Source organism: Actinomycetospora sp. C-140, from assembly GCF_054796175.1.
Genome location: NZ_JBTWNF010000015.1, coordinates 31,691 through 56,564 on the forward strand (window position 1 = coordinate 31,691; position 24,874 = coordinate 56,564).

A 24,874-nucleotide genomic window follows, 5' to 3' on the forward strand; every position below is an offset into this window, starting at 1 on the left:
ACGACGTCGTGACGAAACGGTCCTCCCGCGAAGTGTCGGACCTGCCCCGCAGCGGGGCGAACGACACGACGAAGGAGAGCCAGAACCGTGGCTATCAAGAGGCGAATCAAGGTCTCGATGGGGGACGTCTTCCCCCACGGCGCGTTCCTGACCACCGACGGCGCCGAGCCCGTCCCCGACTACGACCGCTCCACCCGCGACAAGTTCGTCCAGGCCGTCGACAAGGACAACGGACTGCTCGTGTGGGAGGTCGGGGTCCACGACCCGGACCCCGAGGCCCGCAAGAACGAGCGCGCGGTCAACGTCAAGATCGCCGCCGAGGTCCAGCCCGTGCCGCCCGAGGCGCTGCCCGGGCTGCCGTTCCGCCCGGTCGAGTTCGAGGGCCTGGAGGTCACGCCCTACCTCGACACCAACGGCGTGCGACCGAAGCTGGCGTTCAGCCTGCGCGCCCGTGGCATGCACGCCCCCGGCGGCGACAGCCGACGCAGGGGCGGCGGCCAGCAGGGCTCCTCCGGCACCGAGGCGGCGGCCTGATGCCCGGGGTGTCGGTCCGTCTCAACCCGGTCGGGCGCGCCGAGGTCTTCCTCCCCGACGACATGCCCCCGATCCTCGACGTGATCAGCGAGCACCGGGTGGTGCTCACCCTGACCGCCCGGCGCCTCGACGAGGTCACCACCGAGGAGCTGGAAGCGGCCCATTCGCTGCACGCGGCCCTCGGGGTGTTCGTCGAGCACGCCGCCCGCTGGGTTCCGCCCGTCGCGGATCGGGCGATCGGCGGTGCCGCATGAGCACCACCAGCCACGGCCGCACGAGGATCACTGCGGCCACGCCGACCCGCACCGCGCGCCGGCTGACCCGGGAACGGCTCCGCCTGCTGGTCCGGGACCTCGTGCTCGACGGCGACCCCATCCCGGACTGGCACGAGCACGCCGCCTGCGCCGGCATGGGCGAGGACCTGTTCTTCCCGGTCGCCGAGACCGGCGGCGCCGGAACGGCCCTGGTCGAGCAGGCCAAGGCGGTATGCGCCGGCTGCCCCGTGCGCACCGCCTGTCTCGCCGACGCGATGAGCCGCGAGTCCCCCTCCGCGCGCTACGGCATCTACGGCGGCCTCTCCGCCGGCGACCGCAACCGGCTCTACACCGACCTCCGGACCCACGCGTTCGCCACCGACGACGATCACGCCGGGACCTCGGGAGCGGTCGCATGAGCCGCGCCCCGGCCGGGCCGCGCTGTGAGGTCTGCGCCGCCCGGCTCGACGCCGCCCCCACCAACCGCCCTCCGCGCTGCGCGGAGCACGCCGCGCAGCAGGCCCTGTTCCCCCTCGCGGCACTGCCCGGGCGCCGACGCCGCCCCACCGGCGACGACCTCTCCCCGGCGCACGACCGCCACCACACCACCACCGGCCGCCCCCTCTCGCGGGCACGCCGAACCCGGAAGGACTGAACACCCATGCCCATCGGACGCAGCGTCGGGCGCGGCGCCACCATCCGCCGCCGCGCCAACGTCCAGCCCACCCTCATCGAACCTTCGCGCACCTTCGCCGGTCGCCTGCGCCACCGCGGCCTCGTCGCCGCCGGACGCCTCGTCGTCGTCGCCGTGTGGGGCGCGATCATGGCCGGCTGGCTGCTGCTCTACGTCCCGGTCCTGCTGGCCGCGGCCGCGCTCGTCGCGCTGGTCTGGACCACGCAGGGCCGTGGCGGCGGCCTCGCGCTCGTCGCCCTCGTCACCGTCGCGTTCGTCGTCTGGTCGCGTGCGCACCCGAACTCCTGGGAACGGTGGGTCGCTTCCCGCTGTCACCGCTTCGCCCGCCGTATCCGCTACCGGTGGAACTGGGCCGACCTCATGGCCGCCGCCGAAGTTCAGTCCCGCGACGCCCACCACATCGTCCGCGTGCCGCGCCTGCTGTTTTGCCGGCTCGGGCGCTACGCGGACCTGCTCACCGTGCAGCTCTGCCCCGGCATCACCCCCGAGGACCTCGAAGCCGCCACCGAGGCGATCCGTTCCGAGTTCCGCGCCCTGGAGGTTCGGGTCCTCCCCCACGAGCGGTTCCGGGGCTGCGTGTGGTTGCGCATCATCTGCTCGGACACCCTGCTCGACCCCACCGCCCCACCGATGGGACCCGACGCCGACCGTCCGCCCGACCTGACCAAGCTGCACCTCGGCCGTCGCGAGGACGGCGAGCAGTGGCTGCTGCGGCTTCTCGGCCGCCACCTGCTCGTCGCGGGCGCCACAGGTGCGGGCAAGTCCAGCGTCGTGGCGTCCCTGCTCGTGCAGCTCGCCCCCGCGATCCACGCCGGCACGGTGCGGCTGATCGGGATCGACCCCAAGGGCGGCATGGAGTTCGGCCTCTACCGCGACCTGTTCCACCTGCTGGCCTGCGAGACCGAGGAGGACATGGTCCGCGCGCTGGAAGCCGCCGCCGAGCTCGTCGCCGAGCGCGCCCGGGCCATGGCCGGCGTGACTCGCCAGCACGAACCCACCATCGCCGAGCCGTTCTACGTGGTGCTGGTCGACGAGATCGCCTCCCTGACCGCCTACATCGGCGACCGCCAGCTGAAAGAGCGCGCCAAGCAGGCCCTCGGCCGGCTGCTGACCAAGGGCCGCGCCCCCGGCGTCTCGGTCGTCGGCTGTGTCCAGGACCCCCGCAAGGACGTCCTGGAGGTCCGCAACCTGTTCACCACCCGCATCGGGCTCCGCCTGGCCGAGAAAACCGAAGTGCCGATGGTGCTCGGCGAAGGCGCCCGCGAGCGCGGGGCGCTCTGCGACCGCATCCCCATGCACACCCCGGGCGTGGGCTATCTCGTCGAGGACGGCTCCACCGTCGTCACCAAGGTCCGCGCCGCCTACGTCGACGACGACCAACTCCGCTGGCTCGCCACCACCTACCCCTGCCCGACTCTCGAAGTCCTGCCCGAGGTCGTCGACCTGCCCGACAAGCCCCGCCGGCCCCGCAAGCCCAAGAGCGAGCGGGAGGCCTCCTGATGACCGTCCACGAGCAGGACGAGCAGGTGGCTGGGCCGGTGCCGGTCGGGAAGCTCACCGGCCCGGTGATGCGCGAGGTCGCGAAGACCTCGGCCGAACAGGTCGGAGCGTGCATCCGCCCCCTCGCCGTGCGGCGGATCGAACGCGAGACCGGCGCCACGACCGTCGTCCCGATCCCGTGCGGCGCCACCCGCGCTTCGGTGTGCGGGCCGTGCGCCGACCGGGCCCGCCGGCTGCGGCTCTGGCAGGCCCGCGAGGGCTGGCACCTCGACGAGGAACCCGAAACCAGCACGCAGGAGCCGACAGCGCGCCAGCGGGCGCTCCTAGGACAACGGGCCGACCTCGAGCACGACCACGCCGCCGCGCTCGAGGCCGGCGAGATGACTCGCGTCCTCGAGGTCGAAGCCGCCATCGACGAGACCGACTCGCTACTGCGGGCCGAAGGAGTCCGTGGCTCCACCGGCATCAGCCGCAGTAAGCAGACCAAGCCGAAGCGGCGGACCCGCTCCACCCGGCGACGTCAGGACGTCCCCGACCTGCCCCGGCTCCCGGTCCGCGCCGCCACCACCGGGCGGGTGTTCGAGGCACCGGACGGCAAGACCTACCGGCCGTCGACCTTCGTCACCCTAACGTTGCCCTCCTACGGACCTGTTCGAGGCGACGGCGCCCCGCGGGACCCGGAGCGTTACGACTACCGGCGCGCTGCTCGCGACGCTCTGCACCTTGGGGAGCTGTTCGACCGCTTCGTGCAGAACCTCCGCCGGGCAGTCGGGTGGAACGTGCAGTACTTCGCCGCCGTCGAACCCCAACGGCGCGGCGCACCTCACCTGCACGCCGCCATCCGCGGCACCATCCCTCGAAAGCTGATCAAGCAGGTCGTCGCGGCGACCTATCACCAGGTGTGGTGGCCGGCCCATGACGAACCGATCTGCGGCGAGGACCACGCGCCGGTGTGGGACGAGACCCGCGACCCTGCCTGCTACGTCGACCCCGACACCGGCCAACCGCTTCCGTCGTGGGAGCAGGCGCTCGACGAGCTCGACGACGACCCCGACGCCAGCCCGGCGCACGTCATCGAGTTCGGCTCACAAGTCGACATCCAGGGCGTCATCAGCGGCACCGAGAAGACCGACAAAGCGCTGCGCTACCTCACCAAGTACCTGACCAAGAGCCTCGGCGAGACCGCCGAACCCGACACCTCGGCCGCCGCAGCGCACATGGACCGCTTGGTCGAGGCCCTGCGGTGGGAGCCTTGCTCTGAGGCCTGCCCGAATTGGCTGCTTCACGGCATCACCCCCGACGACCCGAAGCCCGGGATGGTGCCCGGCCAGTGCCGCGGAAAGGCCCACAAGCGCGAACACCTCGGCTACGGCGGCCGCCGCTGTCTCGTTTCCCGCAAGTGGTCCGGCAAGACCCTCACCGAGCACCGCGGCGAACGCCGCGACCACGTGCTCAAGGTCCTCGGCGCCGCCGGCGTGACCGCCCAGCACGTCACCGACGACGGCGACGTCGAGCGCTACGACTGGCAGCTCATCGGGCCTCGCGACCGCGATCAACCCGACCGGCTCCACCTCCTGCTGCGCTCGATCGCCCAACGACGGCGATGGCGCGAGCAGTACGACCAGGCCAAGACCGACATCAGCTCGGCAACTCGTGATCAAGGAGAAGCGGCATGACCGAGCACGTTGAGAAGGTTCTCCTGACCGTCGAGGAGGCCGCAGAGCTCCTTGGGATCGGGCGGACGATGGCGTTCCGTCTTGTACGCCTTGGCGAACTCGAATCCGTTCAGATCGGCCGGCTCCGGCGGGTCCGCCGTACGGCGGTGTCCGAGTTCGCCCGTCGACTCACGCCTTCGATCCCGGCGGCCTGACATGGGAGAGCGAACGCGCGCCGCCAACGGGCGATCGTCGGTGTATCTCGGCAACGACGGCTGGTGGCACGGCCGCGTGACCATGGGTGTGCGGGACGACGGGAAGCCGGACCGCCGCCACGTCCGGGCGCGCACCCAGAAGGACGTCACCGCCAAGGTCAAGAAGCTGGAACGTGATCGCGCCTCTGGCACGCTCACGCGGCCCGGACAACGTTGGACGGTCGGCGGGTGGCTGGAGCACTGGGTCGAAAACATCATCAGCGCGACCATTCGGCAATCGACCCTGACAGGCTATCGGACGGCGGTCTATCGGCATCTGACGCCGGGACTCGGCAGCCACCGCCTCGCCCGACTCGGGGCCGAGCACATCGAGAAGCTCTACGCCAAGATGGCTGCCTCCGGGCTCAAGCCGGGCACGGTGCACCAGGCACACCGGACACTCCGAACTGCGCTCAACGAGGCAGTGCGCAGGGGTCACATCGTCAAGAACCCGGTGGAGCTCGCGAAGGCGCCTCGTCTCACCGAAGAGGAGATCGAGCCATTCACGGTCGACGAGGCCCGCCGCGTCCTGGCGACGGCCGAACAGCAGCGGAACGGGGCGCGCTGGGTGGTCGCCCTCTCACTCGGTCTTCGCAAGGGCGAGGCTCTTGGGCTGCAATGGCCGGACCTCGACCTCGACGCAGGAACGCTGCGCGTGAGGCGGGCCCTCCAGCGATATCCGTGGCGCCACGGCTGCGGCGGCTCGTGTGGGCGGCACCGCGCGCGGGAGTGTCCGTCGAGGACGGGCGGCCTCGTCACCGTGGAAACGAAGTCTCGTGCTGGCCGGCGCGGCATCGGTCTGCCTGATCCCGTTGTGGACCTCCTCCGCCGACACCGCGAAGCCCAGGATGTTGAACGAGCCAAAGCCGCCGACCTGTGGAAGGAAGGCGGCTGGGTCTTTGCCCAACCGAATGGGCAGCCGATCAATCCAAGAACGGACCACAACCATTGGAAGGCGCTGCTCCGGGAGGCTGGCGTTCGAGACGCACGGCTTCATGATGCACGGCACACGGCGGCTACGCTTCTACTTCTTCTGGGTGTCCCCGAACGAGCCGTGATGGACATGATGGGGTGGTCCTATACGGGGATGGCACAGCGATACCAACACGTGACTGGAGAGGTGCAGCGTCAGGTGGCGACAAGAATTGGCAGGTTGCTCTGGCAGCCTACTTAACGGCGTCGGTTGGCAAACCAGTGCGTAGAAGATTATAGCGTCGTAACGTGGATTCGTGGTCGTCGTCCACAAGGGGCAAGATCGCGGCTATAAACCAGACCACAGACAGAACGCCCGCCATAGTGGACGCCCAAGAAGGAAGGCTCGGAAGAAGTAATAAGAGGGGTACGATGATCAAACTAGGGAACAAGCCGACGAGTATTCTAACGCAACACTCCATCAGTGATGGCGGAGACTGAATGTCAAACGAAGGAAAGTAGCCGAAACGACGAATGAGGAGACCGGTAAGCAGCATGCTAAGCCGCTCTCTTGCGATATGCAACGAGTCCCCTTTGCCTAGTACGACCTCGGCCTGAAGCCCTCTAATTGCTGCGCCACATTGGCGCATATGCTGCCGCAACACCTGCGCCTCTCTTCCCGTTAAGGGGCGGTAGGCGTTGTAGAGACCCTCCTCTACGGCGAGACTTAGTTCCCGTACGATGCGACAGAACGTCCTGGTCTCGCTTGGACTTGGCATACGCCCTCGAAAGTGTTGAAAGTAGTCGAGCGCCGTGAAGGTCAACTCAATAGCCTCGCCTAGTACCGCGTCTCGGCGCGAGATACCGCCGAGTCCTAAGTATCGGAATCGTATGAATGGTCGACGCAGGCAGGCCGCGATCGTGAGTGCGAGCGTCACCAGGGTGAGGGCAGCTCCGCTCAAAAGAGCCAGGGGACTCGCCTCTGCGCCGCTACTCAGTCCCGCTAGGCTCAAAGCTGTTGTTAGGATCAGCGCGCCGTTAAGTAGCGTCAGCGCTCTGAAACTGTTCATGCTTGAGAGGTGAATGAAGTTTACGCCCGCAACAAGGGCTACCGACATGACCACAAGCAAGAAGAAGAACAGGTCGAGCTGTCTCTCATTGACAGCGAAGGTACCTGCCGGAATAACGACTATAGCTACAAAAAGTAGGAGTCCGACGAGCAACATGTACAAGGTAACGAGGCGCGCCGGGCTCGATGCGGTACTCCTGATCGTCGGTTCCTCCTGGGTGCTTACGATTCGACAGGAATGGAAGAACCCAGCGCGGAGCAGTTCCATCGGAGGACGAGGCTCTAACGACTCAGCGATCCGCCGAACATAAATCCAATTGGCTGCGTAGCAATTTCGGCCCTTAAGCTTACGTTGGACCTCAGGGTCTTCAAGAAGTCTCGAGCGCACCGTATGCTTCCGACGAAAGCGAAGCGAAGAAGGGAGTTTGAATCTGATGAAGCTCATTGCGGGCCGCTCCGAGGTCAAGTCTCGGCTAAGGGTAGTCGGCCAACGGATCGAGGCGCATCCAACCTTCCAGTCGCGCGCCTAGCAGGGCGACCGCGTGCCGCGCTGCCCTAGCCAGGGCACCAAGCACTGAGACCGCAATTGAGACCAAGGTGGGTGGCTCCGCGCCAGGCAGCCCCCACAGTCACGGACTCATCTGCAGGCCAGAGCAGCGGAAGCGGGGGGATTCGAACCCCCGGTACCTCTCGGTACGTCCGCTTTCAAGGCGGATGCAATCGGCCGCTCTGCCACGCTTCCGCGGGCCAGCGTAGGGCCGGTCAGGAGTCGGCGCGCAGCTTGGTCGCGACGCGCTCGAAGACGTCACCGATGACCTTGCGCTCGTGGTCGTCGAGGAGGTCGACGAAGTGGGCGCGGACGCCCTCGAGGTGGTCGGGCGCCGCGCGCTGGAGCACGTCGAAGCCGTGGGCGGTGAGCACGGCGAACACGCCGCGACCGTCGGACGGGCAGAGCTCGCGGCGCACGAGGTCGTCGTTCTCGAGGCGCGACACCTGGTGCGAGAGTCGCGACTTCGAGGCCACGACCTCCTCGGCGAGCAGACTCATCCGCATCCGGTGGTCCGGCTGCTCCGAGAGCCGCACGAGGATCTCGTAGTCGGCCAGCGAGAGGCCGTGCCGATCGGACAGCTCCCGGTTGAGGCGGCCGGCCAGCAGCGCCTGGCCCGCGATGTAGTTGCGCCACGCGTGCCACTCGCCGGAGTCGAGCCAGCGTGGCTCCTGCTCCCCCATCCCCCCACCGTACTGCCATCCCGTACCGGGGGTACGGGATGCGGCGGCGCGCCGTGTTCGCCGATAGCGTCACGGCCCGTGTATGCGATCGACATCAGCGAGTTCGGCGGCCCCGAGGTCCTCCGGTGGGTGGAGCACCCCGATCCTGAGCCGGGGCCCGGCGAGGTCGTCGTCGACGTCGTCGCGTCGGCGGTGAACCGCGCCGATGTGATGCAGCGGCAGGGCAACTACCCGCCGCCCCCGGGCGCCTCGGAGATCCCCGGCCTCGAGTGCTCGGGGCGGATCGCGGCGCTGGGGTCCGGTGTCAGCAGCTGGAGCGTCGGCGACACGGTGTGCGCGCTGCTGGCCGGCGGCGGCTACGCCGAGAAGGTCGCCGTGCCCGCGGCCCAGCTCCTGCCGGTCCCGCCGGGACTGACGCTGACCGACGCGGGCGGGTTCCCCGAGGTCGCGTGCACGGTCTGGTCGAACCTCGCCATGACGGGGCACCTGGGCTCCGGCGAGACGCTGCTCGTGCACGGCGGCTCGGGCGGGATCGGGACCCACGCGATCCAGGTCGGCAAGGCGCTCGGCGCCCGCGTCCTCGCGACCGCCGGTTCGCCGGAGCGTCTCCAGACATGCCTCGACCTGGGCGCGGACGTCGCCATCGACTACCACGACGACCTGCCCGCCGAGGTCGGCAAGGCCACCGACGACCGCGGCGTCGACGTCATCCTCGACAACATGGGCGCGTCGATGCTCAAGGCGAACATCGCCAGCCTCGCCGTCGGCGGGCGCCTGGTGATCATCGGGCTGATGGGCGGCGCCAAGGCCGAGATCAACCTCGCCTCCCTGCTCCCCCGGCGGCTCTCGGTGGGGGCGACGACGCTGCGGGCCCGCGAGGTCGAGGGCCCGGACGGCAAGGGCGCCATCGTCACCGCGGTCCGCGAGGGCCTCTGGCCGCTCGTCGGCGAGGGCCTCGTGAAGCCCATCGTGCACGGCTACCTGCCCGTCGCCGAGGCCTCCCGCGCCCACGAGCTGCTCGACGCCGGCGGCGTCGTCGGCAAGCTCGTGCTCGTCGTGCGGGACGAGGACGGGCTGCTCGGGAGCTGATCTGAGGAGATCAGGAGCGCGTCGGGCACCTCCGGCGGCCCCAGGAGGTGGACGGTGCGCTCGTGATCTCCAGCGGCGCCCCCGTCGCCCACGAACCCCGGGAGATCAGGAGCGCGTCAGGCACCGCGAGTGGTCCCACGAGGTGGACATCGCGCTCCTGATCTCCGAGCGCGGCCCGGGCGTCGCGCGTCCCCGGCGTGTCGGGACGGCGAGCGTGTGGCGATCCTGGCGTCAGACGCCAGGAAAGCCGCATTGCTCGAACACGCCGACCCCGGGCCCCGGCGCCACACCGGCGCTGCCCCGGCGCCTGCCGCTACAGCCGGGCGAGGGCGCTCACGAGCGTGTCGATCTCGTTGCGTGTCGAGTAGTGCGCCAGGCCCACGCGCACGACGCCGCCGACCTCGGCGCCGCCGAGGACCTCGAGAGCGCCCGAGTCGCCGGTGTCGGTGACCACGCAGACCCCGTGCTCCGCGACGCGTTCGGCGACCTCGCGCGCCGTGCGCCCCGCGACCGTGAAGGCGACGACCGGGATCCGGCGGGGCGGCTCGCCGATCACCATCACCCCGGGCAGGAAGCGCAGCTCGGAGACGAGGTAGTCGGTGAGCTCGTCCTGGTGGCTGCGCACCGAGCTCATGGAGGTGAGCACGCGGTCGCGGCGCGGGCCGTCGGCGGTGTCGTCGAGGTCGGCGAGGTAGTCGACCGACGCGACGAGCCCGGCGAGCAGGGCCCACGGCGCGTCCCCGACCTCGAGGCGCTCGGGACCGCGCGCCGAGGGGTCCAGTGAGGCGGCGGGGAGGCGGTCGAGCAGGTCCGGGGTGCGGAAGACGAGCGCGCCGACCGGCGGCCCACCCCACGCCGACGCCGAGAGCACGAGGACGTCGGCGCCCATCGTGTCGAGGTCGAGCGGCAGGTAGGGCGCGGCGGCGGTGGCGTCGACGACGAGCAGCGGGTCGATCGCGGACGGACGCGAGGGCAGGGCGTGCACCTTGCGGGCGATGGCCGCGACCTCGGTGCGCACGCCGATGGCGGGGCAGGCGGCCGTGACGGCGACGGCGCGCGTGCGGTCGCCGAGCAGCTCGTCGAACTGCCAGCTCGGCAGCTCGCAGGTCTCGACGTCGATCTCGGCGGTGCGCAGCCGCCCGCCGGCGCGCTGCGCGGCCCTCTCCCAGGGGGCGACGTTGGCGGCGTCGTCCAGCCGCGAGACGACGACCTCGTCGCCGAGGTCCCAGTCGGTACCCAGGGCGTCGGCGAGGCGCTCGAGCAGCGGGGCGGGGCCGGGGCCGAGGACGACACCCTTGGGGTCGGCGCCCACGAGGTCGGCCACCGCGCGGCGCGCGGCCTCGACGATGGCACCGCCGCGCTGGGAGGCCGGGAAGACCCCGCCGGGCCGGGAGACCGGCGCCCGCAGGGCCGACGACACCGCCGTGGCCACCTGCTCGGGGACCTGCATCCCCGTCGGACCGTCGAGGTGCGCCCACCCGTCACCCAGGGCCGGCACCAGGCCGCGGACCCGAGCGACGTCGAACGTCATGCCCTCGGAGGGTACGGAGCGCTCCACGCAGCAGCGACGCCGGTCAGCCCAGCAGACACCGACGGGCGCCGGGCGGGCGCCACGTGCCGCCGGGTGGAGGATGGACGGCATGAGTGAGGAATCGCCGAACACGTCCTCGTCGCCCGGCCCCGGCGACCAGGTCATGGTGGTCGGGCCCGACGGCCAGCCGGTCGGCACCGTCCGCGTCCCGGGCGGGGAGGACGCCTCCGGCGAGGTCGCCGAGGACCGCGGCGAGGACCTCTCCGGGGCCGTCGAGGAGCCCGCGAAGGTCATGCGCATCGGCATGATGATCAAGCAGTTGCTCGAGGAGGTCCGCGGCACCGACCTCGACGACGCCAGCCGCGGGCGCCTCCGCGAGATCCACGCCTCCTCCCTGCGCGAGCTCGAGACCGCGCTCGCCCCGGAGCTGCGCGACGAGCTGAACCGGCTCATCGAGCCGTTCACCGCCGACGAGCCCCCGTCCACGGGGGAGCTGCGGATCGCGCAGGCGCAGCTCGTCGGCTGGCTCGAGGGCCTGTTCCACGGCATCCAGACCGCGCTCGTCGCCCAGCAGATGGCCGCACGCGTCCAGCTCGAACAGATGCGTCGGGGCCTGCCCTCGGGCTCGTCCGGCCAGCCGAGCGGTGCCGGGGCGACGGGCCAGTACCTCTGAGGACACCTCCGGCGACCGGCGAGCCGGGGCACGGGGACCCACCCCCGGCGCAGGTACGCTCACCGGTCGTGGCTGTCCCCGCACTCGCGCGCCAGGACGCCGATGACTCGGCGCCCGAAGAGTTCGCGCCCTCCCCGCGCAGCTGGGGACGCGCGTTCGGCGACATCCGCGCCGCCCTGGCCCAGCGCGAGCTCTGGGGCCACCTCGGCTGGCAGGACATCAAGCAGCGCTACCGCCGCTCGGTGATCGGCCCGCTGTGGATCACGATCAGCATGGCGGTGACCGCGGCGGCGCTGGGTGGCCTCTACTCCCAGCTGTTCGGTCAGCCCATCGGCACGTTCATGCCGTACGTGACCGTCGGCTTCATGATCTGGTACTTCATCAGCGCGTGCGTGCTGGAGGGCACCGAGACCTTCATCGCCAACGAGGGCCTCATCCGCTTCCTGCCGGCCCCGCTGATGATCTACGTCTTCCGCACGGTCTGGCGGCAGATCCTGTTCTTCGCGCACAACGTCGTCGTCTACGTCGTCGTGATCGCGATCTTCTTCCGCCAGCTCGAGGACCCGTACACGATGGTCACGAAGCCGGACGCGATCGTTCACCCCGGCCTGAGCTGGTGGGCGCTGCTGGCGATCCCGGCCTTCGTGCTGATCGTGGTCAACGGCCTGTGGGTGACGCTGCTGTTCGGGATCATCTCGGCGCGGTTCCGCGACATCCCGCCGGTGGTCGGCAGCTTCATGCAGCTGTTCTTCACGATGACGCCGATCATCTGGACCACCGACCTGCTCACCGGCGGGGCGCCCGGCAGCCCGAAGGCCATCATCGAGTTCCTCGCGAAGCTGAACCCCTTCTACCACTTCATCGAGATCTTCCGGGCGCCGCTCGTGGGCCAGGTGCAGAGCTGGACGCACTGGGCGGTCTGCGGCGCCATCACCGTCATCGGCTGGTCGCTCGCGCTCCTGGCGCTGCGCAACTACCGCTCCCGCGTCGCGTACTGGGTGTAGGCATGGTCAGCATCGACGTCCGAGGGGCGTGCGTCGAGTTCCCGATCTTCGACGCCAAGAACAGGTCGCTGAAGAAGTCGGTCCTCGGGCGCGCCGGGGGACGGATCAGCGAGCAGAAGGTCCCGGTCGTGGAGGCTCTGCGCGACGTCGACCTGTCGCTGCACCAGGGCGACCGCGTCGGTCTCGTCGGGCACAACGGCGCGGGCAAGTCGACGCTGCTGCGCCTGCTCGCCGGTATCTACGAGCCGACGCGCGGCCGCGCGAGCATCCGGGGCCGGGTGGCCCCCGTCTTCGACCTCGCCGTCGGCATGGACCCGGAGATCTCGGGCTACGAGAACATCCTCATCCGCGGCCTCTTCCTCGGCATGAGCCGCCGCGAGATGGAGCGCCGGGTCGACGAGATCGCCGACTTCACCGAGCTCGGCGACTACCTCAACATGCCGCTGCGCACCTACTCCACCGGCATGCGCGTGCGCCTCGCGCTGGGCGTCGTCACCTCGATCGACCCCGAGATCCTCATCCTCGACGAGGGGATCGGGGCCGTGGACGCCGCCTTCCTCGAGAAGGCCCGCGACCGCCTGCGCGACCTCGTCGGCCGCTCCGGGATGCTCGTGTTCGCCTCGCACTCCGACGAGTTCCTCGTCGAGCTCTGCGACACCGCGATCTGGATGGACGGCGGCGTCATCCGCGAGCAGGGCTCGCTGCGCGACGTCGTGAGCCACTACAAGGGCCGCGACGTGTTCGAGAACCTCAGCAAGGAGACGCTCGAGCGCCTCGAGCGGGCGAACGCGGGATGACGGACACCGAGACCGTCACCGCCGTCGTCGTCACGCGGCAGCGGGCCGACCTGCTGGTCGACGGGCTCGCGGTGATCGCGAAACAGACCCGCAGGCCGGACCACCTCGTCGTCGTCGACAACGGCCCCGACGACGCGACGCGGGAGGTCGTCGAGAACTGCGGGCTGCCCGTGACGTACCTGCCGTCGCACCACAACCTCGGCGGCGCCGGGGGCTACGCGCTGGGCATGCTCACCGCCCTCGCCCGCGGGACCGACTGGCTCTGGCTCGCCGACGACGACGGGCGGCCGGTCGACGAGCACGTCCTCGCGACCCTGCTCGACGTCGCCCGCCGGCGCGGCCTCGCCGAGGTCTCCCCGGTCATCGCCGACATCGACGACCCGGACCGGCTGGCGTTCCCGCTGCGCCAGGGCCTGCACTGGATGAGACGGCGCAGCGAGCTCGACGCGTACTCCGACGGTGCTGAAGGGGACCTCCTGCCCGGGATCGCGCACCTGTTCAACGGGGCGCTCTTCCGCGCCTCCACGCTCGACGTCATCGGGGTCCCGGACCTGCGGCTCTTCGTCCGCGGCGACGAGGTCGAGCTGCACCGCAGGCTCGCCCGCTCCGGCCTGCCCTACGGCATCTGCCTGACCACCGCGTACCTGCACCCCGACGGCTCCGCCGAGTTCAAGCCGATGCTCGGGGGCCGGCTCCACGCCCAGGACCCGGGCGACGCCACCAAGCGCTACTACACCTACCGCAACCGGGGGTACCTGCTCGCCCAGCCGGGCCTGCGCAAGTTCGGCGCCATCGAGCACCTGCGCTTCGCCTGGTACTTCCTCGTCTCGCGCCGCGACCCCGCGGGCCTGCGCGAGTGGCTGTCCCTGGTCCGCCTCGGCCGGCGCGAGCGCTTCCTGCGCCGCTGAGGCCCTCCCGTCATGACGAGATCCCCCAGCCACCTCACGGCGCCCTCCGGCGCCCGGACTAGCCTCGCCGCGTGCTGACGTCGGAACAGACGGTGGGCCCGGCGGACCCGGGTCACGACGTCTCCGAGACCCCCGACGGGGGTCGGCCGACGCGCGGTCCGCGATGGTTGCGCCTGCTCGCGGTGGGTCTCGGCCTGCTCGGCACGGCGCTCGCGCTGCTCTTCCCGTTCCTGCCGGTCGTCCAGGACACCGCGACGATCACGTGGCCGAGCGCGACCACCGGCACCCGTCCGGTGGACGCCCCGCTGGTGGCCTACCGGCCCGAGACGATGTCGGTGACGGTGCCGTGCCGCGCCATCCAGGATCTCGACGCGCGCACCGGCCCGGCCGCGACGGTCTTCTCCAGCTACCCGCCGCTGTCGCCCGACGGCCCGCAGGTCGGCATGCGCCTGACGGTGCAGAACGGCCAGCTGGTGCTCAACGACCGCGGCCAGCAGTTCGCCAACGCGACGGTGCCGCCGGGCGACTGCACGGTGCGGATCGTCTCCGACGCCGGCTCGACGCTCATCGACCTCGGGATCGGCCAGGAGATCCGGGTCCCGTTCGACGCCCGCCCGCAGGTCGTGGGCATCTACTCCGACCTCGACCAGGGCCGCGACGACGTCAGCGGCGTCTCGGTGTCCATCACCCCGGACACGCGGTTCCAGACGACGCCGACCACGTTGAAGGTCCTCGCCGGCATCCTCGCGGTGCTCGCGGTGATCGGCGGGGTGTGGGCCCTGCACGCCCTCGACGTGCGCGCCGGACGCCGCGCGCCGCGGCTGGCGCCGCGGGGGTGGTGGTGGCCGACGGGCCGGGACGCCGTCGTCACGGCGGTGCTCGCCGTGTGGGCGGTGATCGGCAGTCAGACCTCCGACGACGGCTACATCCTCGGGATCGCGCGAGCCCGCGAGTCGCTGGGCTACATCGGCAACTACTACCGGTGGTTCAGCGTCCCCGAGGCACCGTTCGGCTGGTTCTACGAGCTCTACGCCCAGTGGATCCGCATCGACGACTCGGTGCTGTGGCTACGCGTGCCCTCGGTCGCCATGGGGATCGTGTCGTGGCTGCTCATCAGCCGCGAGCTGCTGCCACGCCTCGGCCAGCAGGTCCGGCGGTCGAAGGCGGCCGCGTGGGCCGCCGCGATGGTGTTCCTCGCGTTCTGGTTGCCCTACAACAACGGTCTGCGTCCCGAGCCCGTCGTCGTGATCTCGGCGCTGCTGGCGTTCTGCGCGGTGGAGCGCGGGGTCGCCACGCGACGGCTGGCCCCGGTGGCGCTGGGCCTGCTCACCGCGGCGTTCGCGGTCGCGGCCACGCCGACCGGCTTCATCGCCGTCGCGCCGTTCCTCGCCGCCGCGCGCCCGCTGTGGCGCCTCGTGGTCGAGCGGGTCCGCTTCAGCGGGTGGCTCGCCGTGCTCGCGCCGGTCACCGCGGCCGGCCTGCTCGTGCTCGTCGCGATCTACGCCGACCAGACCTGGGCCGCCATCTGGGAGGCGACCCGCCTGCGCACGCTGCTCGGCCCGAACTGGAGCTGGTTCCAGGAGTTCGTGCGCTACCAGTCGCTGTTCGGCACCGCGGCCGACGGCTCGCTGGAACGCCGGTTCCCGGTCCTGCTGCTGATGCTGGGCATCGCGGTGTGCATCGTCGTGCTGCTGCGCCGCGACAAGATCGCCGGCGCCGCCCTCGGACCGGCGCAGCGGCTCATCGGCTCCTCGGTCCTCGCGTTCGTGGTGCTCGCGCTGACCCCCACCAAGTGGACCCACCACTTCGGCGCCTTCGCCGCGCTCGGCGCCGGCATGGCCGCGCTGACCGCCCTCGCGACGTCCTCGGACGTCCTGCGCTCGCGCCGCAACCGGCTGCTCTTCCTCGCCGCGCTGTTCGGCACGCTCGCGCTGGCGTGCACCGGCCCGAACACCTGGTGGTACACGAACAACTGGGGCGTGCCATTCAACAGCAGCCCGCCGTTCTGGGACGGCTGGCCGTTCGTCGGGCTGCTCTCCGAGCCCCTGCCGGTGTACTCGCTGTGCCTCGCCGTCTCGGTGATCCTGCTGATCCTCGCCGGGATCGAGCACGTCCGCGGCGTGCCCCGCGGCCCCGAGCCCGAGGAGCCGGCGAAGCCCTCGGCCGCCTCGGCCGCGGTCGGGGCCGTGCTGGCCCCGCCGAAGGAGGCGATCGGCAAGCTCCGGCGCACCCGCGGCGGGTCGAGCGTCGAGCGCCGTGCCCGGGCGCTACGGGTCGGCTCGGCACCGATCGCGCTGGTGTGCGCCGCGCTCCTGGTCTTCGAGATGATCTCGATGACCGACGGCATCGAGGCCCAGGCCGGCAGCTTCTCCCTCGGCGGCGACGTCCTCGAGCACCCCTTCGGCGGCTCCTGCGGCCTGGCCGACGCCGTGCGCGTCGAGGGCTCCACCCAGGCCGGCGTCCTGCCCGTCGCACCCGCCGCGACCGGACAGGCGCCCTCGGCGCCCGGCGTGCTGCCCACCGTCGCCCCGGCCACCCCGACGACCGCACCGACGACGGGCACCGGCGCCGCCGGTGGATCGAGCACCACCGGCGCCGACGGCGGCGGCACGACGACCACCACCCCGCCGACCACCACCTCCGGCGCGCCCGGGGCGGCGACGTCGCCGAGCCCGGCCCCGCTGCCCCCGAACACGATCCCGGCCTCGGCACCGGACGCCCAGCTCGTCGACCTGACGCCGGGCAACGCCGGCTTCTCCCTGGCCGGCGCCAGCCCGCCGGTCGGGGGCGGCACCGGCGTGTCGGGCTTCGAGTACTCGCTGCGCAACGGCCTCGCCGACCAGGCGCTCGGGTCGTACGACCCGTCCGGCACCAACACCGGGGTCCTGCGCACCGACTGGTACTCGCTCAACGACGACCTGCGCCGCGGCACCACGCCGCTCGTGCTCACCGTCGCCGGGCGCCTCAACGGCGGCAACTTCCTGCAGATCCAGTACGCCGACCGCCTCCCCGACGGCCGCCTGCGCGTCCTCGGCCAGCAGCCCGTGGACGACGGCCGCGCCGGCGAGCCGGGCTGGCGCGAGATCCGGCTCAACCTCGCCGGGGGCATCGGCGCCCAGGCCGACGAGGTGCGGCTGATCGCGCAGGACCGGGCGCCCGTCCCGGACGGCTGGCTCGCGATCGCGCCCATGCGCGGGCCCCAGCTCGTGCCGCTGACGCAGATCCTCGGGCCGGAGAACCCGGGCTACCTCGAGTGGCCCGTGCAGTTCGCGAGCCCGTGCCTGCGCCCCTTCGACGCCCGCGACGGCATCGCCGAGGTCGCCCGCTACCGCCTCATCGCCGACGCGAGCCAGCTGCGTCCCGGGGGCGTGAACTGGTCGTCGGCCAACGCCGGCGGGCCGCTCGGGTGGATCGAGATCCTGGAACGGCGCACCGAACTGCCCACCTACCTCGCGGGCCAGCCCTGGCGCGACTGGGGCATCGTCGAGCGCCTCGACCCCTACACCCCCGACGCCGCCGCCCCGACCGTGCAGCACGGGCAGCGGACGGTGTGGGGGAACGACACGCCGGGCCCCATCGGTGACCCGCCTCCGGGCACGCCCTCGCCCTCGCGCTGACGGCTCGCGGGTGTTTGCAGCGAACGCGCTGTTCGCTGCTTCTAGGCGCGCGAAGTCCCCGTTGATCACGGAGCAGGGGGCGGGCGGGGCGCGCACCGGGTCGATCGCGGCTGCGCGGGTCGGCGCGGCCGGCGCACCGTTGATCAGGAGCACCTCATCGCCCGTGCGGGGCGGCGCGAGGTGCACAGCGCTCTCGTGATCTCCGCAGACCCGGGCGCCGCAGGAGCCGCGAGTGGAGCGAAGGCGTCCTTCGCTGCGTCCGACGCAGCGAGGGCGTCCCTCGCTCCCCATCGCCCGCTCGCCCGAACGCCCGAACGCCCGAACGCCCCCTCGCCCCAGCGCCCGCTCGCCCCAGCGCCCGGCGAGCGGGAACGTCAGTCGCGGAAGATCACGGTGCGCATGACGACGAAGTTGATCGTCGTGGCGCACGCCTGGGCGATGAACCAGGACAGGAAGCCCGCGAGGACACCGGGGTTGATCGTCGGCGCGTCCATGACGTGCAGCACCAGGGCCGCGACACCGACGTTGACCGCGAAGGTCGAGCCGTAGAGCACGACGAAGCCCAGGAACTTCCCGGCGCCGCCCGTCGAGGACGCGAACGTGAAGCGGCGGTTGAGCAGGTAGGCCGTCGTGGTGCCGAGGATGAACGCGATCCCCTTGGCCGCCGGCGCCCAGAGGCTCAGGGCCAGCAGGCCCGAGTACACGCCGAGGTCGACACAGGCCGCGACGGCCCCGATCGCCACGAAACGCACGATCTGGGCCTTGAGGCCCAGCGGCGCGGGGCGCTCGTCGGTGTCGGACCCGGTGACGGTCATGGGACGAGGGTACGAGCCGGCACAGGCCGACCTCGTCGGGGTGCGTCGCGAGCGCGTCGATATCGTCGACACCCATGGCCGTGGTGGCAGCGCAGGAGGGCCGGGCCGACCCGGCTCCCGAGGCGGAGCCCCACGACGAGACGGTCGGCCCGCAGCGGGGTGGTTCGCGCGCCGCCGGGTGGTGGCTCGCGGCGCTCGGCGCGGTCACGGTGCTACTCGGCCTGGCGATCCCCCTGGCGCCGGTGACCGCCGACGACCCCGTCGTCACCTGGCCGAAAGCCGGTGCGCCGGCGGCGTCGACGTCGTTGCCGCTGACGCCCTACCGCCCCCTGGCGCTGCAGGCCGACGTCCCGTGCGCCGCGCTGCGCGGGGGCGGGGACGCGCTGCGCACCGAGCCCGAGTCGGCCGGGGCGCCCGGCCGCGGGCTCACGGCGACCACCAGCGGCGGCCGGGTCATCGTCACCAGCTCGGGAGCCACCGTGCTGGACGAGCTGCTCCCGCTGGGCGACTGCACCTACCGGATCACCGCCGACCAGGCGGGCACGCGGGTCTCCCGGGACGGGCAGGTCCTCACCGACCAGCCGGGGGCGCTGGTCCCGCAGGTCGCCGAGCTCGCGACGGACGCGCCCGGCACACCGGGCCTGGCGGCGACCGTGCACACCGACGACCGGTACTCCTCGGTGCCGAGCGGGCTGAAGATCACGTTGCTCGTGCTCCACGCCCTCGCGCTCGTCGCCACGATCTGGATGGCGACCCGGCGATGGCGCGGCCGGGGCCCCGGCCTGCAACGGCCGCGCTTCCACCCGGCCGACGCGGTCGTCCTGCTCGTCTCGGCGGCCTGGGTCGTGCTCGGGCCGCTGCAGAACGACGACTCGTGGTACCTGCTGATGGCCCGGAACGCGACGCCGACGGGCTACATCGGCAACCAGATCTACATGTTCAACACGACGGAGAACCCGTTCGTGCTGTCGCAGTACCTCATGGCGCTCTGGGGCCACCTCGGCGAGGCGATCGGCCTGCCGGGCTGGGGTCTGCTCTGGATGCGCCTGCTCCCGCTGCTGCTCGGGCTGGTCACCTGGGTGCTGCTGCGGGTGCTGCTGACCTCGCTGCTCGGTCGGGCCGGGCGATTGCCCGGCGTCGCGTGGGCGCTGCTGGTCGCGCACCTCGTGTGGTGGCTGAACTACGGCATGGCGTTGCGGCCCGAGATCGTCATCGTGCCGCTCTCGGCCGCGGTGCTGGTGCTCGCCGAGCTCGCCCGCCGCCGGGAGGCGATCGGCCCGCTGATCCCGGCGACGGCGCTCGCGGCCCTCGCGGTCACGGTGTCGCCGTCGGGTCTGGTCGCCGCCGCGCCCGTGGTCGTCGCGCTGCCGTGGCTGTGGCGCTGGCTCGCGGCCCGTGGCTGGCGGTCGCGGCTCGGCGCGGCCGGCGCCGTCCTCGCCGCCGGCACGATCGCGATCCCGATCGGCTTCGGCGACGCCACCCTCGGCGACGTCCTCGAGGCCACCGACGTCCACAGCTGGTACTACCTGACCTTCCCCTGGTACGAGGAGTGGGCCCACTACCGGACGCTCATCGAGACCGGGACCTGGGGACGGCGGCTGCCGGTGCTCCTGACCGTCGTGCTGCTCGTCGTCGTCTCGATCGGCAGCGGGCGCGGCGGTCGCAGCGGCCCGGCCGGCGGGCGGCTGCGCGACGCGACGCTGGCCGCGGCCGTCACCACCGCCGTCGGACTCGGCCTGCTCGCGCTCGGGCCGACGAAGTGGGTCAACCACTTCGGCGCGATCGCCGCGCCCGCCACCGTGCTGCTGGCCCTCACGCTGCTGCACTCGCCGCTGCCGCGGCGGCCCGGCGCCCTGGTCACCGGCGCGTCGGTCGCGCTGATCACCGGCGCGACCGTGCTCGGCTTCGCGGGGCCCAACACCTGGAAGCCCTACAGCGACCGCGGGCAGCCGTTCGGGGACCACCTCGACACCGACATCTCGATGCTCGACCTCGAGAGCTTCGCGCCGCACTGGCACGACTTCTACCTGCGCGACGTGTGGTGGTGGCTGCTGGTCGCCCTCGGCGCGGCGCTGTGGGTGTGGTGGCGCCGGCGTCACCGGCGTCGCACGTTCGGCGTGACCCCGGATCGCGCGGTGCTGATCACCGCCTCGGTGGCGCTGGTCGGGCTCATGGTCGTGGTGATGATCGTGGCCCCGCTGACCCAGGGCCGCGGCTGGACGGTCGCCGGCAGCCAGGTGCAGGCCCTCGCCGGGCGGGGCTGCGGGCTCGGCGAGGCCGCGACGGTGATGGGACGGACCGCGCAGGACGTCGGCGCGCCGACCACCCCGGACACCCGCACCGGCGACTTCGCGCTCGCCGCGGACGATCCGTCCCCGGTGCCGGCGCCCGGACCGGGCCCGGTCTGGCACGACGAGGTCGAGCTGCCCCCCGGCGCCGACCCGACGACCGCGCCCGCCGGCGTCACGGGGCTCGGCACGCTGACCACCGGCTGGTACCCCCTGCCGAAGGTCGACCCGACCGCCCCGCAGGCCCCCACCCACGTCGTGGTGCCGATCGCGGGCAACGAGCCCGACCGCCAGCGCGTCGTCGTCCAGTTCGCCTCGGGCGACCCGCGGGCGCCGGTCGAGGCCGAGTCGGTGGCCGCGACGCCGGCGGGCGGGTTCACCGCGCGGCAGTGGCAGGAGATCCCCGTGCAGCTGCCGGGGAGCCGCCCGACCGCGGTGCGGCTCGTCGTCGAGGACCGGGTCGCGGGCCCGGACAGCTCCGTCGCGGTCGGGCAGCCCCACCTGGCGCGGATGCAGCCGGTCATGCCCCAGGCGACGGCGGAGGACCGGCCGTCGGAGACCATCGCCGGCGGCGCGTTCGCCGACCAGCTCTCGGCGGTGCTCTGGCCGTGCGTCGACCAGGTCGCCGTCAAGCACGGCATCGCCCCGACCCCGACCCTGCGCCTGATCGCCGCCGAGAACACCCCGGAGTTCATCCTGACGAACCCGACCTACGAGTCGTGGGGCGGCACGATGGTCCAGTCGGAACGGACGTGGGCCCCGGTCCGCCAGTTCTCGGCCGTGCCCGACGGCGGCGTCCCCGCGCTGCCGTGGGGCAACGTCGACCGGATCGTCTACGACCACCCCACCGACGGCTACGACCTGCGCGTCGACCAGGTGACCCGGGGCGGGCTCACCCGCTTCGCGACCCTGGCCTCCGAGTCCTACTCCGGCCGTGAGTACCTCGGCTGAGGCGCGGGCGGACGCGCGGGACGACCCTGCTCCGGCTCCCCCGCGCCCGTCCCGCCGCCCCTCGCTGCTGCTGGCGTCGGCCGTCGTCACCCTGCTGTGCGCGCTCGCCTTCCCGCTCGCCCCGGTCCACCAGCCGGCGGTGACGTTCAGCTGGCCCCAGGCGCCGGACCAGACCGCGGTCGCGCTGCCGCTGATGCCCTACCAGCCGGTGACGCTCGACGCCGCGGTGAGCTGCGACGCGCTCGCCGCGACCCCGCCGGGCGCGGCGACGCTCGCCACCACCCCGCCGGGCACCCCGCCTGCCCCGGTCGGCGGGCTCGCGATCCGTCCGGTCCCGGGCGGGGCGCTCGTGACGAGCAACGGCGAGACCCTCGCCGCCGTCGCCCTGCCGCGCGGTCCGTGCACCCTCGCGGTCGCATCGACGCCCTCGAGCACGGTGGTGACGGTGGACGGGCGCGCGGTCGCCTCCCGGGAGGGCGACGTGCGCCCGGCCGTCGCCGCCGTCGTCACCGCGGCCCCGGGCACCGACGGGCTGTCGCTGACGCTGCGCACGGACACCCGGTTCCAGACGACGCCGACCGTGCTGAAGATGCTGCTCGGTCTGGGTGTGCTGCTGGGGCTGGCCGGGATGGTCGTGGCGGCCTGGCGCCGGGACGGGCGTCGCTTCGGGGGGTTCCGGCGACCGCGGCCGCGGCCCGTCGACGCCGTCGTCGCGCTCGGTCTCGCGGGCTGGGCGGTGGTGGGTCCGGCGACGGTGGACGACGGCTACATCGCCGGCATCCTGCGCAGCCGCGGCACGAGCGGCTTCACCGGCAACGTCTACCGCTGGCTGAACGCGCCCGAGGCACCGTTCAGCTGGTTCTACGAGGTGACGCGGGCCTGGGCCGCGCTCGCGCCCGGCCCGGCGGCCTCGGTGCTGTGGCTACGGGTGCCCGCGACCGTCCTCGGCCTGCTGCTGTGGATGCTGCTGCGCCGCCACGCCCTTCCGCGCCTCGGCCCGGCGCTGCGGCGACCCGGTGCACAGTGGGTGGCCGCCGTCGCCTTCTTCGCCTGGTGGGCACCCTTCGGGCTCTCGCTGCGCCCCGAGCCGTGGCTCGCGCTCGGGGTGCTGGCGGTGTGGGTGTGCACGGAGCGGGCGGTCGCGACCCGCGCGCTGGTCCCGCTGCTCGCCGCGGCCGTCGTCGCCGGGTTCACCGTGGCGCTGACCCCCGGAGCGCTCCTCGGGCTCGCGCCGCTGCTCGTCGCGCTGCCGGCGCTGGCGCGGGCGGGGCTCGGGGCCCGCGAGGGGTGGACGCGGGCGCTGGTCGTCGTCGCGGGCCTCGCCGTCGCCGTGCTGCCGATGGCCGCCGACCAGTCCCTGGCGGGGCTGCTCGAGGCCACGCGCGTCCGGCAGCTGATCGGCGGCGGCCAGCCGTGGTGGCAGGAGCTCTCCCGGTACACCGAGCTGATCACGCCCGGCTCCGTGCAGGGCGGGATCGCGGCGCGCCTGGCCGTGCTGCTCACGCTGCTCGGGCTCGGCGCGACGGCGTGGGCGCTGTTCGGGGCCCGGGTCCGCGCCGGTGTCGCGGTCGGGCCGGTGCGCCGGCTGCTGGCGGTCGTGGCCCTCGCCCCGGTGCTGCTGATCGTCAGCCCGACGAAGTGGACGCTGCACTTCGGCGAGCTCGCGGGCCTCGGCACGCTCGTGCTGACCCTCCTCGTGCTGCTGTGGTCGCCACGGATCGTCACGACGGTCGCGCGCCTGCGCGGGACCGCGCTCGTCGTCGTGCTCGCCGGGTTCGGGCTGGTCACGACGCTCGTGCTCATCGGCGACAACCAGTGGGCCTACGCCTCGGCGTGGGGCGTGTTCTGGAACGACATCCCGCCCCAGATCGCGCGCGTCGCGCTCGGCGACGTCGCGCTGCCGGTGACGATCGTGGGGGCGCTGGTGCTCGCCGTGGTCGTCGCGGTGCGGGGCACGGTGCCCCGGCGCGCTGCGCGGGTGCTGGCGCCGGGCGCGTTGGCGCTCGTCCTCGTCGTCTGCGTCGTCGCGCTCGTGGGCGGGTCGTTCCTCAAGGTCACCGCCGACCGGCGCGGGACGTACAGCTACGGATCGGACTCGCTGCACGCGCTCGGCGGGAACCCCTGTGGCCTCGCGCCCGACCTCGCCGTCGAGACCGACCCGCGCTCCGGCCTCCTGCCCCCGGGCCCCCGTTCGGTCGAACCCGGGGTTGTCAGCGAAGTGCCGTCACAGACGCTGAGCGTCAGTAACGGCACTTCGCTGACACCGCAGTTCGGCCGGACGGAGCAGACGCTGGCCGTGGTGCCGTTGCGGGTCGGCGGGCAGGAGCTGCCGGGATGGGCCGCCGCGCCGACACGGGCCGGGCAGCCCCCGGCGGAGCTGCGCTCGGACTGGTTCCTCCTCCCCGACGAGGCGCGCGAGCGCCGGGCCCCGGTGGTGGTGACCGCCAGCGGGTCGCTGGAGCGCGGCAGCGTGTCGCTCGAGTTCGCCGCGTCGCCCACCGACGCGCCGGTCACCGAGGGCCCCGGCGGGTCCCGGTCGGGCACCGCGCCGCGCGACCTGCGGGCCCTCGCGCCCGAGGGGACGACGCTGGTGCGGGTCCGGGCCACGAGTGGTGCGCGGGACGCGGCGGCGGCGCAGGTCGCGAGCCCGGCCGGCCAGGAGCCGGAGCTGCCGCTCGCCGTGAGCGCGCCGCGGGTGCCGCACACGGTCCCGTTCGACGACGTCGTCCCGCCAGGCAGCACGGCGCTCGTCGACTGGCCGGTCGCGTTCGTGTTCCCGTGCCTGCGCCCGCCGCCGCTGACCGGCGGTACCGCGGGCATCCCGCCGTGGCGCGTGACCCCGCCCGACATCTCGGACACCGGCGAGATCGCCGTCGCCCCGACCACCGGCGGACCGTTCCTCACCCCGCGCCTGCTCGTGGAGGAGGTCCGGCTGCCGGTGTACCTCGACGGCGACCCGACCCGCGACGCGGTCGGTCTCGCGCAGTGGGTCCCGCGGGAGCCCTGGGGGACGGTGTCGCCGCAGGTCACCGACGAGACGGTGTCCGGGTGGGCCCGGCAGGGACGCGCGAGCGTCCCCGTCCTGGACACCCCCTAGAC

Annotated in this window: 19 protein-coding genes and 1 tRNA gene; 16 read left to right on the forward strand and 4 right to left on the reverse strand. The window is 72.7% G+C overall.

Annotation, left to right across the window (positions count from 1 at the left end):
* Positions 1-87 precede the first annotated feature (87 nt).
* From ACR9E3_RS22855 to ACR9E3_RS22890, 8 genes are all read left to right on the forward strand, one after another.
* On the forward strand, positions 88-534 hold the full coding sequence (locus ACR9E3_RS22855; RefSeq protein ID WP_460382871.1) for a plasmid replication, integration and excision activator: 447 nt from the start codon (positions 88-90) through the stop codon (positions 532-534).
* Positions 534-788: a hypothetical protein gene (locus tag ACR9E3_RS22860; protein ID WP_460382872.1), complete on the forward strand. Its 255-nt coding sequence runs from the start codon at positions 534-536 to the stop codon at positions 786-788. The genes ACR9E3_RS22855 and ACR9E3_RS22860 overlap by 1 nt, the downstream gene beginning before the upstream one ends.
* Positions 785-1,207 carry a WhiB family transcriptional regulator gene (locus ACR9E3_RS22865; RefSeq protein WP_460382873.1) on the forward strand — a complete coding sequence of 141 codons (423 nt, stop codon included), beginning with the start codon at positions 785-787 and terminating at the stop codon, positions 1,205-1,207. The genes ACR9E3_RS22860 and ACR9E3_RS22865 overlap by 4 nt, the downstream gene beginning before the upstream one ends.
* Positions 1,204-1,443, forward strand: coding sequence for a hypothetical protein (locus ACR9E3_RS22870; RefSeq protein ID WP_460382874.1), 240 nt, complete (start codon positions 1,204-1,206; stop codon positions 1,441-1,443). The genes ACR9E3_RS22865 and ACR9E3_RS22870 overlap by 4 nt, the downstream gene beginning before the upstream one ends.
* A 6-nt stretch (positions 1,444-1,449) precedes the next feature.
* The gene (locus ACR9E3_RS22875; RefSeq protein ID WP_460382876.1) at positions 1,450-2,982 is read left to right on the forward strand and encodes an FtsK/SpoIIIE domain-containing protein; all 1,533 of its coding nucleotides are present in this window, start codon (positions 1,450-1,452) and stop codon (positions 2,980-2,982) included.
* A gap of 68 nt (positions 2,983-3,050) precedes the next feature.
* On the forward strand, positions 3,051-4,658 hold the full coding sequence (locus tag ACR9E3_RS22880; RefSeq protein WP_460383035.1) for a replication initiator: 1,608 nt from the start codon (positions 3,051-3,053) through the stop codon (positions 4,656-4,658).
* A complete protein-coding gene (locus tag ACR9E3_RS22885; protein WP_460382877.1) occupies positions 4,655-4,852 on the forward strand; it encodes a helix-turn-helix domain-containing protein in 198 nt (65 codons plus the stop codon). The genes ACR9E3_RS22880 and ACR9E3_RS22885 overlap by 4 nt, the downstream gene beginning before the upstream one ends.
* A 1-nt stretch (position 4,853) precedes the next feature.
* Positions 4,854-6,065 carry a tyrosine-type recombinase/integrase gene (locus ACR9E3_RS22890; protein WP_460382879.1) on the forward strand — a complete coding sequence of 404 codons (1,212 nt, stop codon included), beginning with the start codon at positions 4,854-4,856 and terminating at the stop codon, positions 6,063-6,065.
* A gap of 1,464 nt (positions 6,066-7,529) precedes the next feature.
* On the opposite strand, the gene ACR9E3_RS22895 is transcribed toward ACR9E3_RS22890, so the two are convergent.
* Positions 7,530-7,614 (reverse strand) — tRNA-Ser (locus ACR9E3_RS22895).
* Positions 7,615-7,634: 20 nt separating this feature from the next.
* A complete protein-coding gene (locus ACR9E3_RS22900) occupies positions 7,635-8,102 on the reverse strand; it encodes a MarR family winged helix-turn-helix transcriptional regulator (RefSeq protein WP_285652934.1) in 468 nt (155 codons plus the stop codon).
* Between the two features lie 78 nt (positions 8,103-8,180).
* Between ACR9E3_RS22900 and ACR9E3_RS22905 the strand changes: the two genes are divergently transcribed.
* On the forward strand, positions 8,181-9,191 hold the full coding sequence (locus tag ACR9E3_RS22905) for an NAD(P)H-quinone oxidoreductase (RefSeq protein WP_460382880.1): 1,011 nt from the start codon (positions 8,181-8,183) through the stop codon (positions 9,189-9,191).
* A 313-nt stretch (positions 9,192-9,504) separates the two neighbouring features.
* On the opposite strand, the gene ACR9E3_RS22910 is transcribed toward ACR9E3_RS22905, so the two are convergent.
* Positions 9,505-10,722: a cysteine desulfurase-like protein gene (locus ACR9E3_RS22910; RefSeq protein WP_460382882.1), complete on the reverse strand. Its 1,218-nt coding sequence runs from the start codon at positions 10,720-10,722 to the stop codon at positions 9,505-9,507.
* A 100-nt stretch (positions 10,723-10,822) separates the two neighbouring features.
* On the opposite strand from ACR9E3_RS22910, the gene ACR9E3_RS22915 reads away from it, so the two are divergent.
* From ACR9E3_RS22915 to ACR9E3_RS22935, 5 genes are all read left to right on the forward strand, one after another.
* Entirely contained in the window at positions 10,823-11,395 is a 573-nt protein-coding gene (locus ACR9E3_RS22915; protein WP_460382883.1) for a bacterial proteasome activator family protein, read from the forward strand.
* Positions 11,396-11,463: 68 nt separating this feature from the next.
* The gene (gene wzm / locus ACR9E3_RS22920; RefSeq protein WP_460382884.1) at positions 11,464-12,399 is read left to right on the forward strand and encodes a galactan export ABC transporter permease subunit Wzm/RfbD; all 936 of its coding nucleotides are present in this window, start codon (positions 11,464-11,466) and stop codon (positions 12,397-12,399) included.
* Positions 12,400-12,401: 2 nt separating this feature from the next.
* Complete coding sequence (gene wzt / locus ACR9E3_RS22925) at positions 12,402-13,196, forward strand: galactan export ABC transporter ATP-binding subunit Wzt/RfbE (protein WP_460382886.1); 795 nt, start codon at positions 12,402-12,404, stop codon at positions 13,194-13,196.
* Complete coding sequence (gene glfT1, locus ACR9E3_RS22930; RefSeq protein WP_460382887.1) at positions 13,193-14,104, forward strand: galactofuranosyltransferase GlfT1; 912 nt, start codon at positions 13,193-13,195, stop codon at positions 14,102-14,104. The genes wzt and glfT1 overlap by 4 nt, the downstream gene beginning before the upstream one ends.
* Positions 14,105-14,175: 71 nt before the next feature.
* Positions 14,176-17,721: an arabinosyltransferase domain-containing protein gene (locus tag ACR9E3_RS22935; RefSeq protein WP_460382888.1), complete on the forward strand. Its 3,546-nt coding sequence runs from the start codon at positions 14,176-14,178 to the stop codon at positions 17,719-17,721.
* A 374-nt stretch (positions 17,722-18,095) separates the two neighbouring features.
* On the opposite strand, the gene ACR9E3_RS22940 is transcribed toward ACR9E3_RS22935, so the two are convergent.
* The gene (locus tag ACR9E3_RS22940; protein ID WP_285652912.1) at positions 18,096-18,536 is read right to left on the reverse strand and encodes a GtrA family protein; all 441 of its coding nucleotides are present in this window, start codon (positions 18,534-18,536) and stop codon (positions 18,096-18,098) included.
* 74 nt (positions 18,537-18,610) lie between these two features.
* Here ACR9E3_RS22940 and ACR9E3_RS22945 point away from each other — a divergent pair, with 74 nt between their 5' ends.
* Positions 18,611-21,775, forward strand: a complete 3,165-nt coding sequence (locus ACR9E3_RS22945; RefSeq protein ID WP_460382890.1) for an arabinosyltransferase domain-containing protein — start codon at positions 18,611-18,613, stop codon at positions 21,773-21,775.
* Complete coding sequence (locus ACR9E3_RS22950) at positions 21,759-24,872, forward strand: arabinosyltransferase domain-containing protein (protein ID WP_460382891.1); 3,114 nt, start codon at positions 21,759-21,761, stop codon at positions 24,870-24,872. The genes ACR9E3_RS22945 and ACR9E3_RS22950 overlap by 17 nt, the downstream gene beginning before the upstream one ends.
* Positions 24,873-24,874: the final 2 nt, after the last annotated feature.

Bases quoted from the DNA above. Each gene is read 5' to 3' on its own strand.
- ACR9E3_RS22910 (WP_460382882.1), bottom strand. From the start codon at position 10,722: ATGACGTTCGACGTCGCTCGGGTCCGCGGCCTGGTGCCGGCCCTGGGT.
- ACR9E3_RS22885 (WP_460382877.1), top strand. From the start codon at position 4,655: ATGACCGAGCACGTTGAGAAGGTTCTCCTGACCGTCGAGGAGGCCGCA.
- ACR9E3_RS22940 (WP_285652912.1), bottom strand. From the start codon at position 18,536: ATGACCGTCACCGGGTCCGACACCGACGAGCGCCCCGCGCCGCTGGGC.
- ACR9E3_RS22945 (WP_460382890.1), top strand. From the start codon at position 18,611: ATGGCCGTGGTGGCAGCGCAGGAGGGCCGGGCCGACCCGGCTCCCGAG.
- ACR9E3_RS22880 (WP_460383035.1), top strand. From the start codon at position 3,051: ATGCGCGAGGTCGCGAAGACCTCGGCCGAACAGGTCGGAGCGTGCATC.
- ACR9E3_RS22900 (WP_285652934.1), bottom strand. From the start codon at position 8,102: ATGGGGGAGCAGGAGCCACGCTGGCTCGACTCCGGCGAGTGGCACGCG.
- ACR9E3_RS22860 (WP_460382872.1), top strand. From the start codon at position 534: ATGCCCGGGGTGTCGGTCCGTCTCAACCCGGTCGGGCGCGCCGAGGTC.
- glfT1 (WP_460382887.1), top strand. From the start codon at position 13,193: ATGACGGACACCGAGACCGTCACCGCCGTCGTCGTCACGCGGCAGCGG.
- ACR9E3_RS22865 (WP_460382873.1), top strand. From the start codon at position 785: ATGAGCACCACCAGCCACGGCCGCACGAGGATCACTGCGGCCACGCCG.
- ACR9E3_RS22870 (WP_460382874.1), top strand. From the start codon at position 1,204: ATGAGCCGCGCCCCGGCCGGGCCGCGCTGTGAGGTCTGCGCCGCCCGG.
- wzt (WP_460382886.1), top strand. From the start codon at position 12,402: ATGGTCAGCATCGACGTCCGAGGGGCGTGCGTCGAGTTCCCGATCTTC.
- ACR9E3_RS22890 (WP_460382879.1), top strand. From the start codon at position 4,854: ATGGGAGAGCGAACGCGCGCCGCCAACGGGCGATCGTCGGTGTATCTC.
- ACR9E3_RS22915 (WP_460382883.1), top strand. From the start codon at position 10,823: ATGGACGGCATGAGTGAGGAATCGCCGAACACGTCCTCGTCGCCCGGC.
- ACR9E3_RS22875 (WP_460382876.1), top strand. From the start codon at position 1,450: ATGCCCATCGGACGCAGCGTCGGGCGCGGCGCCACCATCCGCCGCCGC.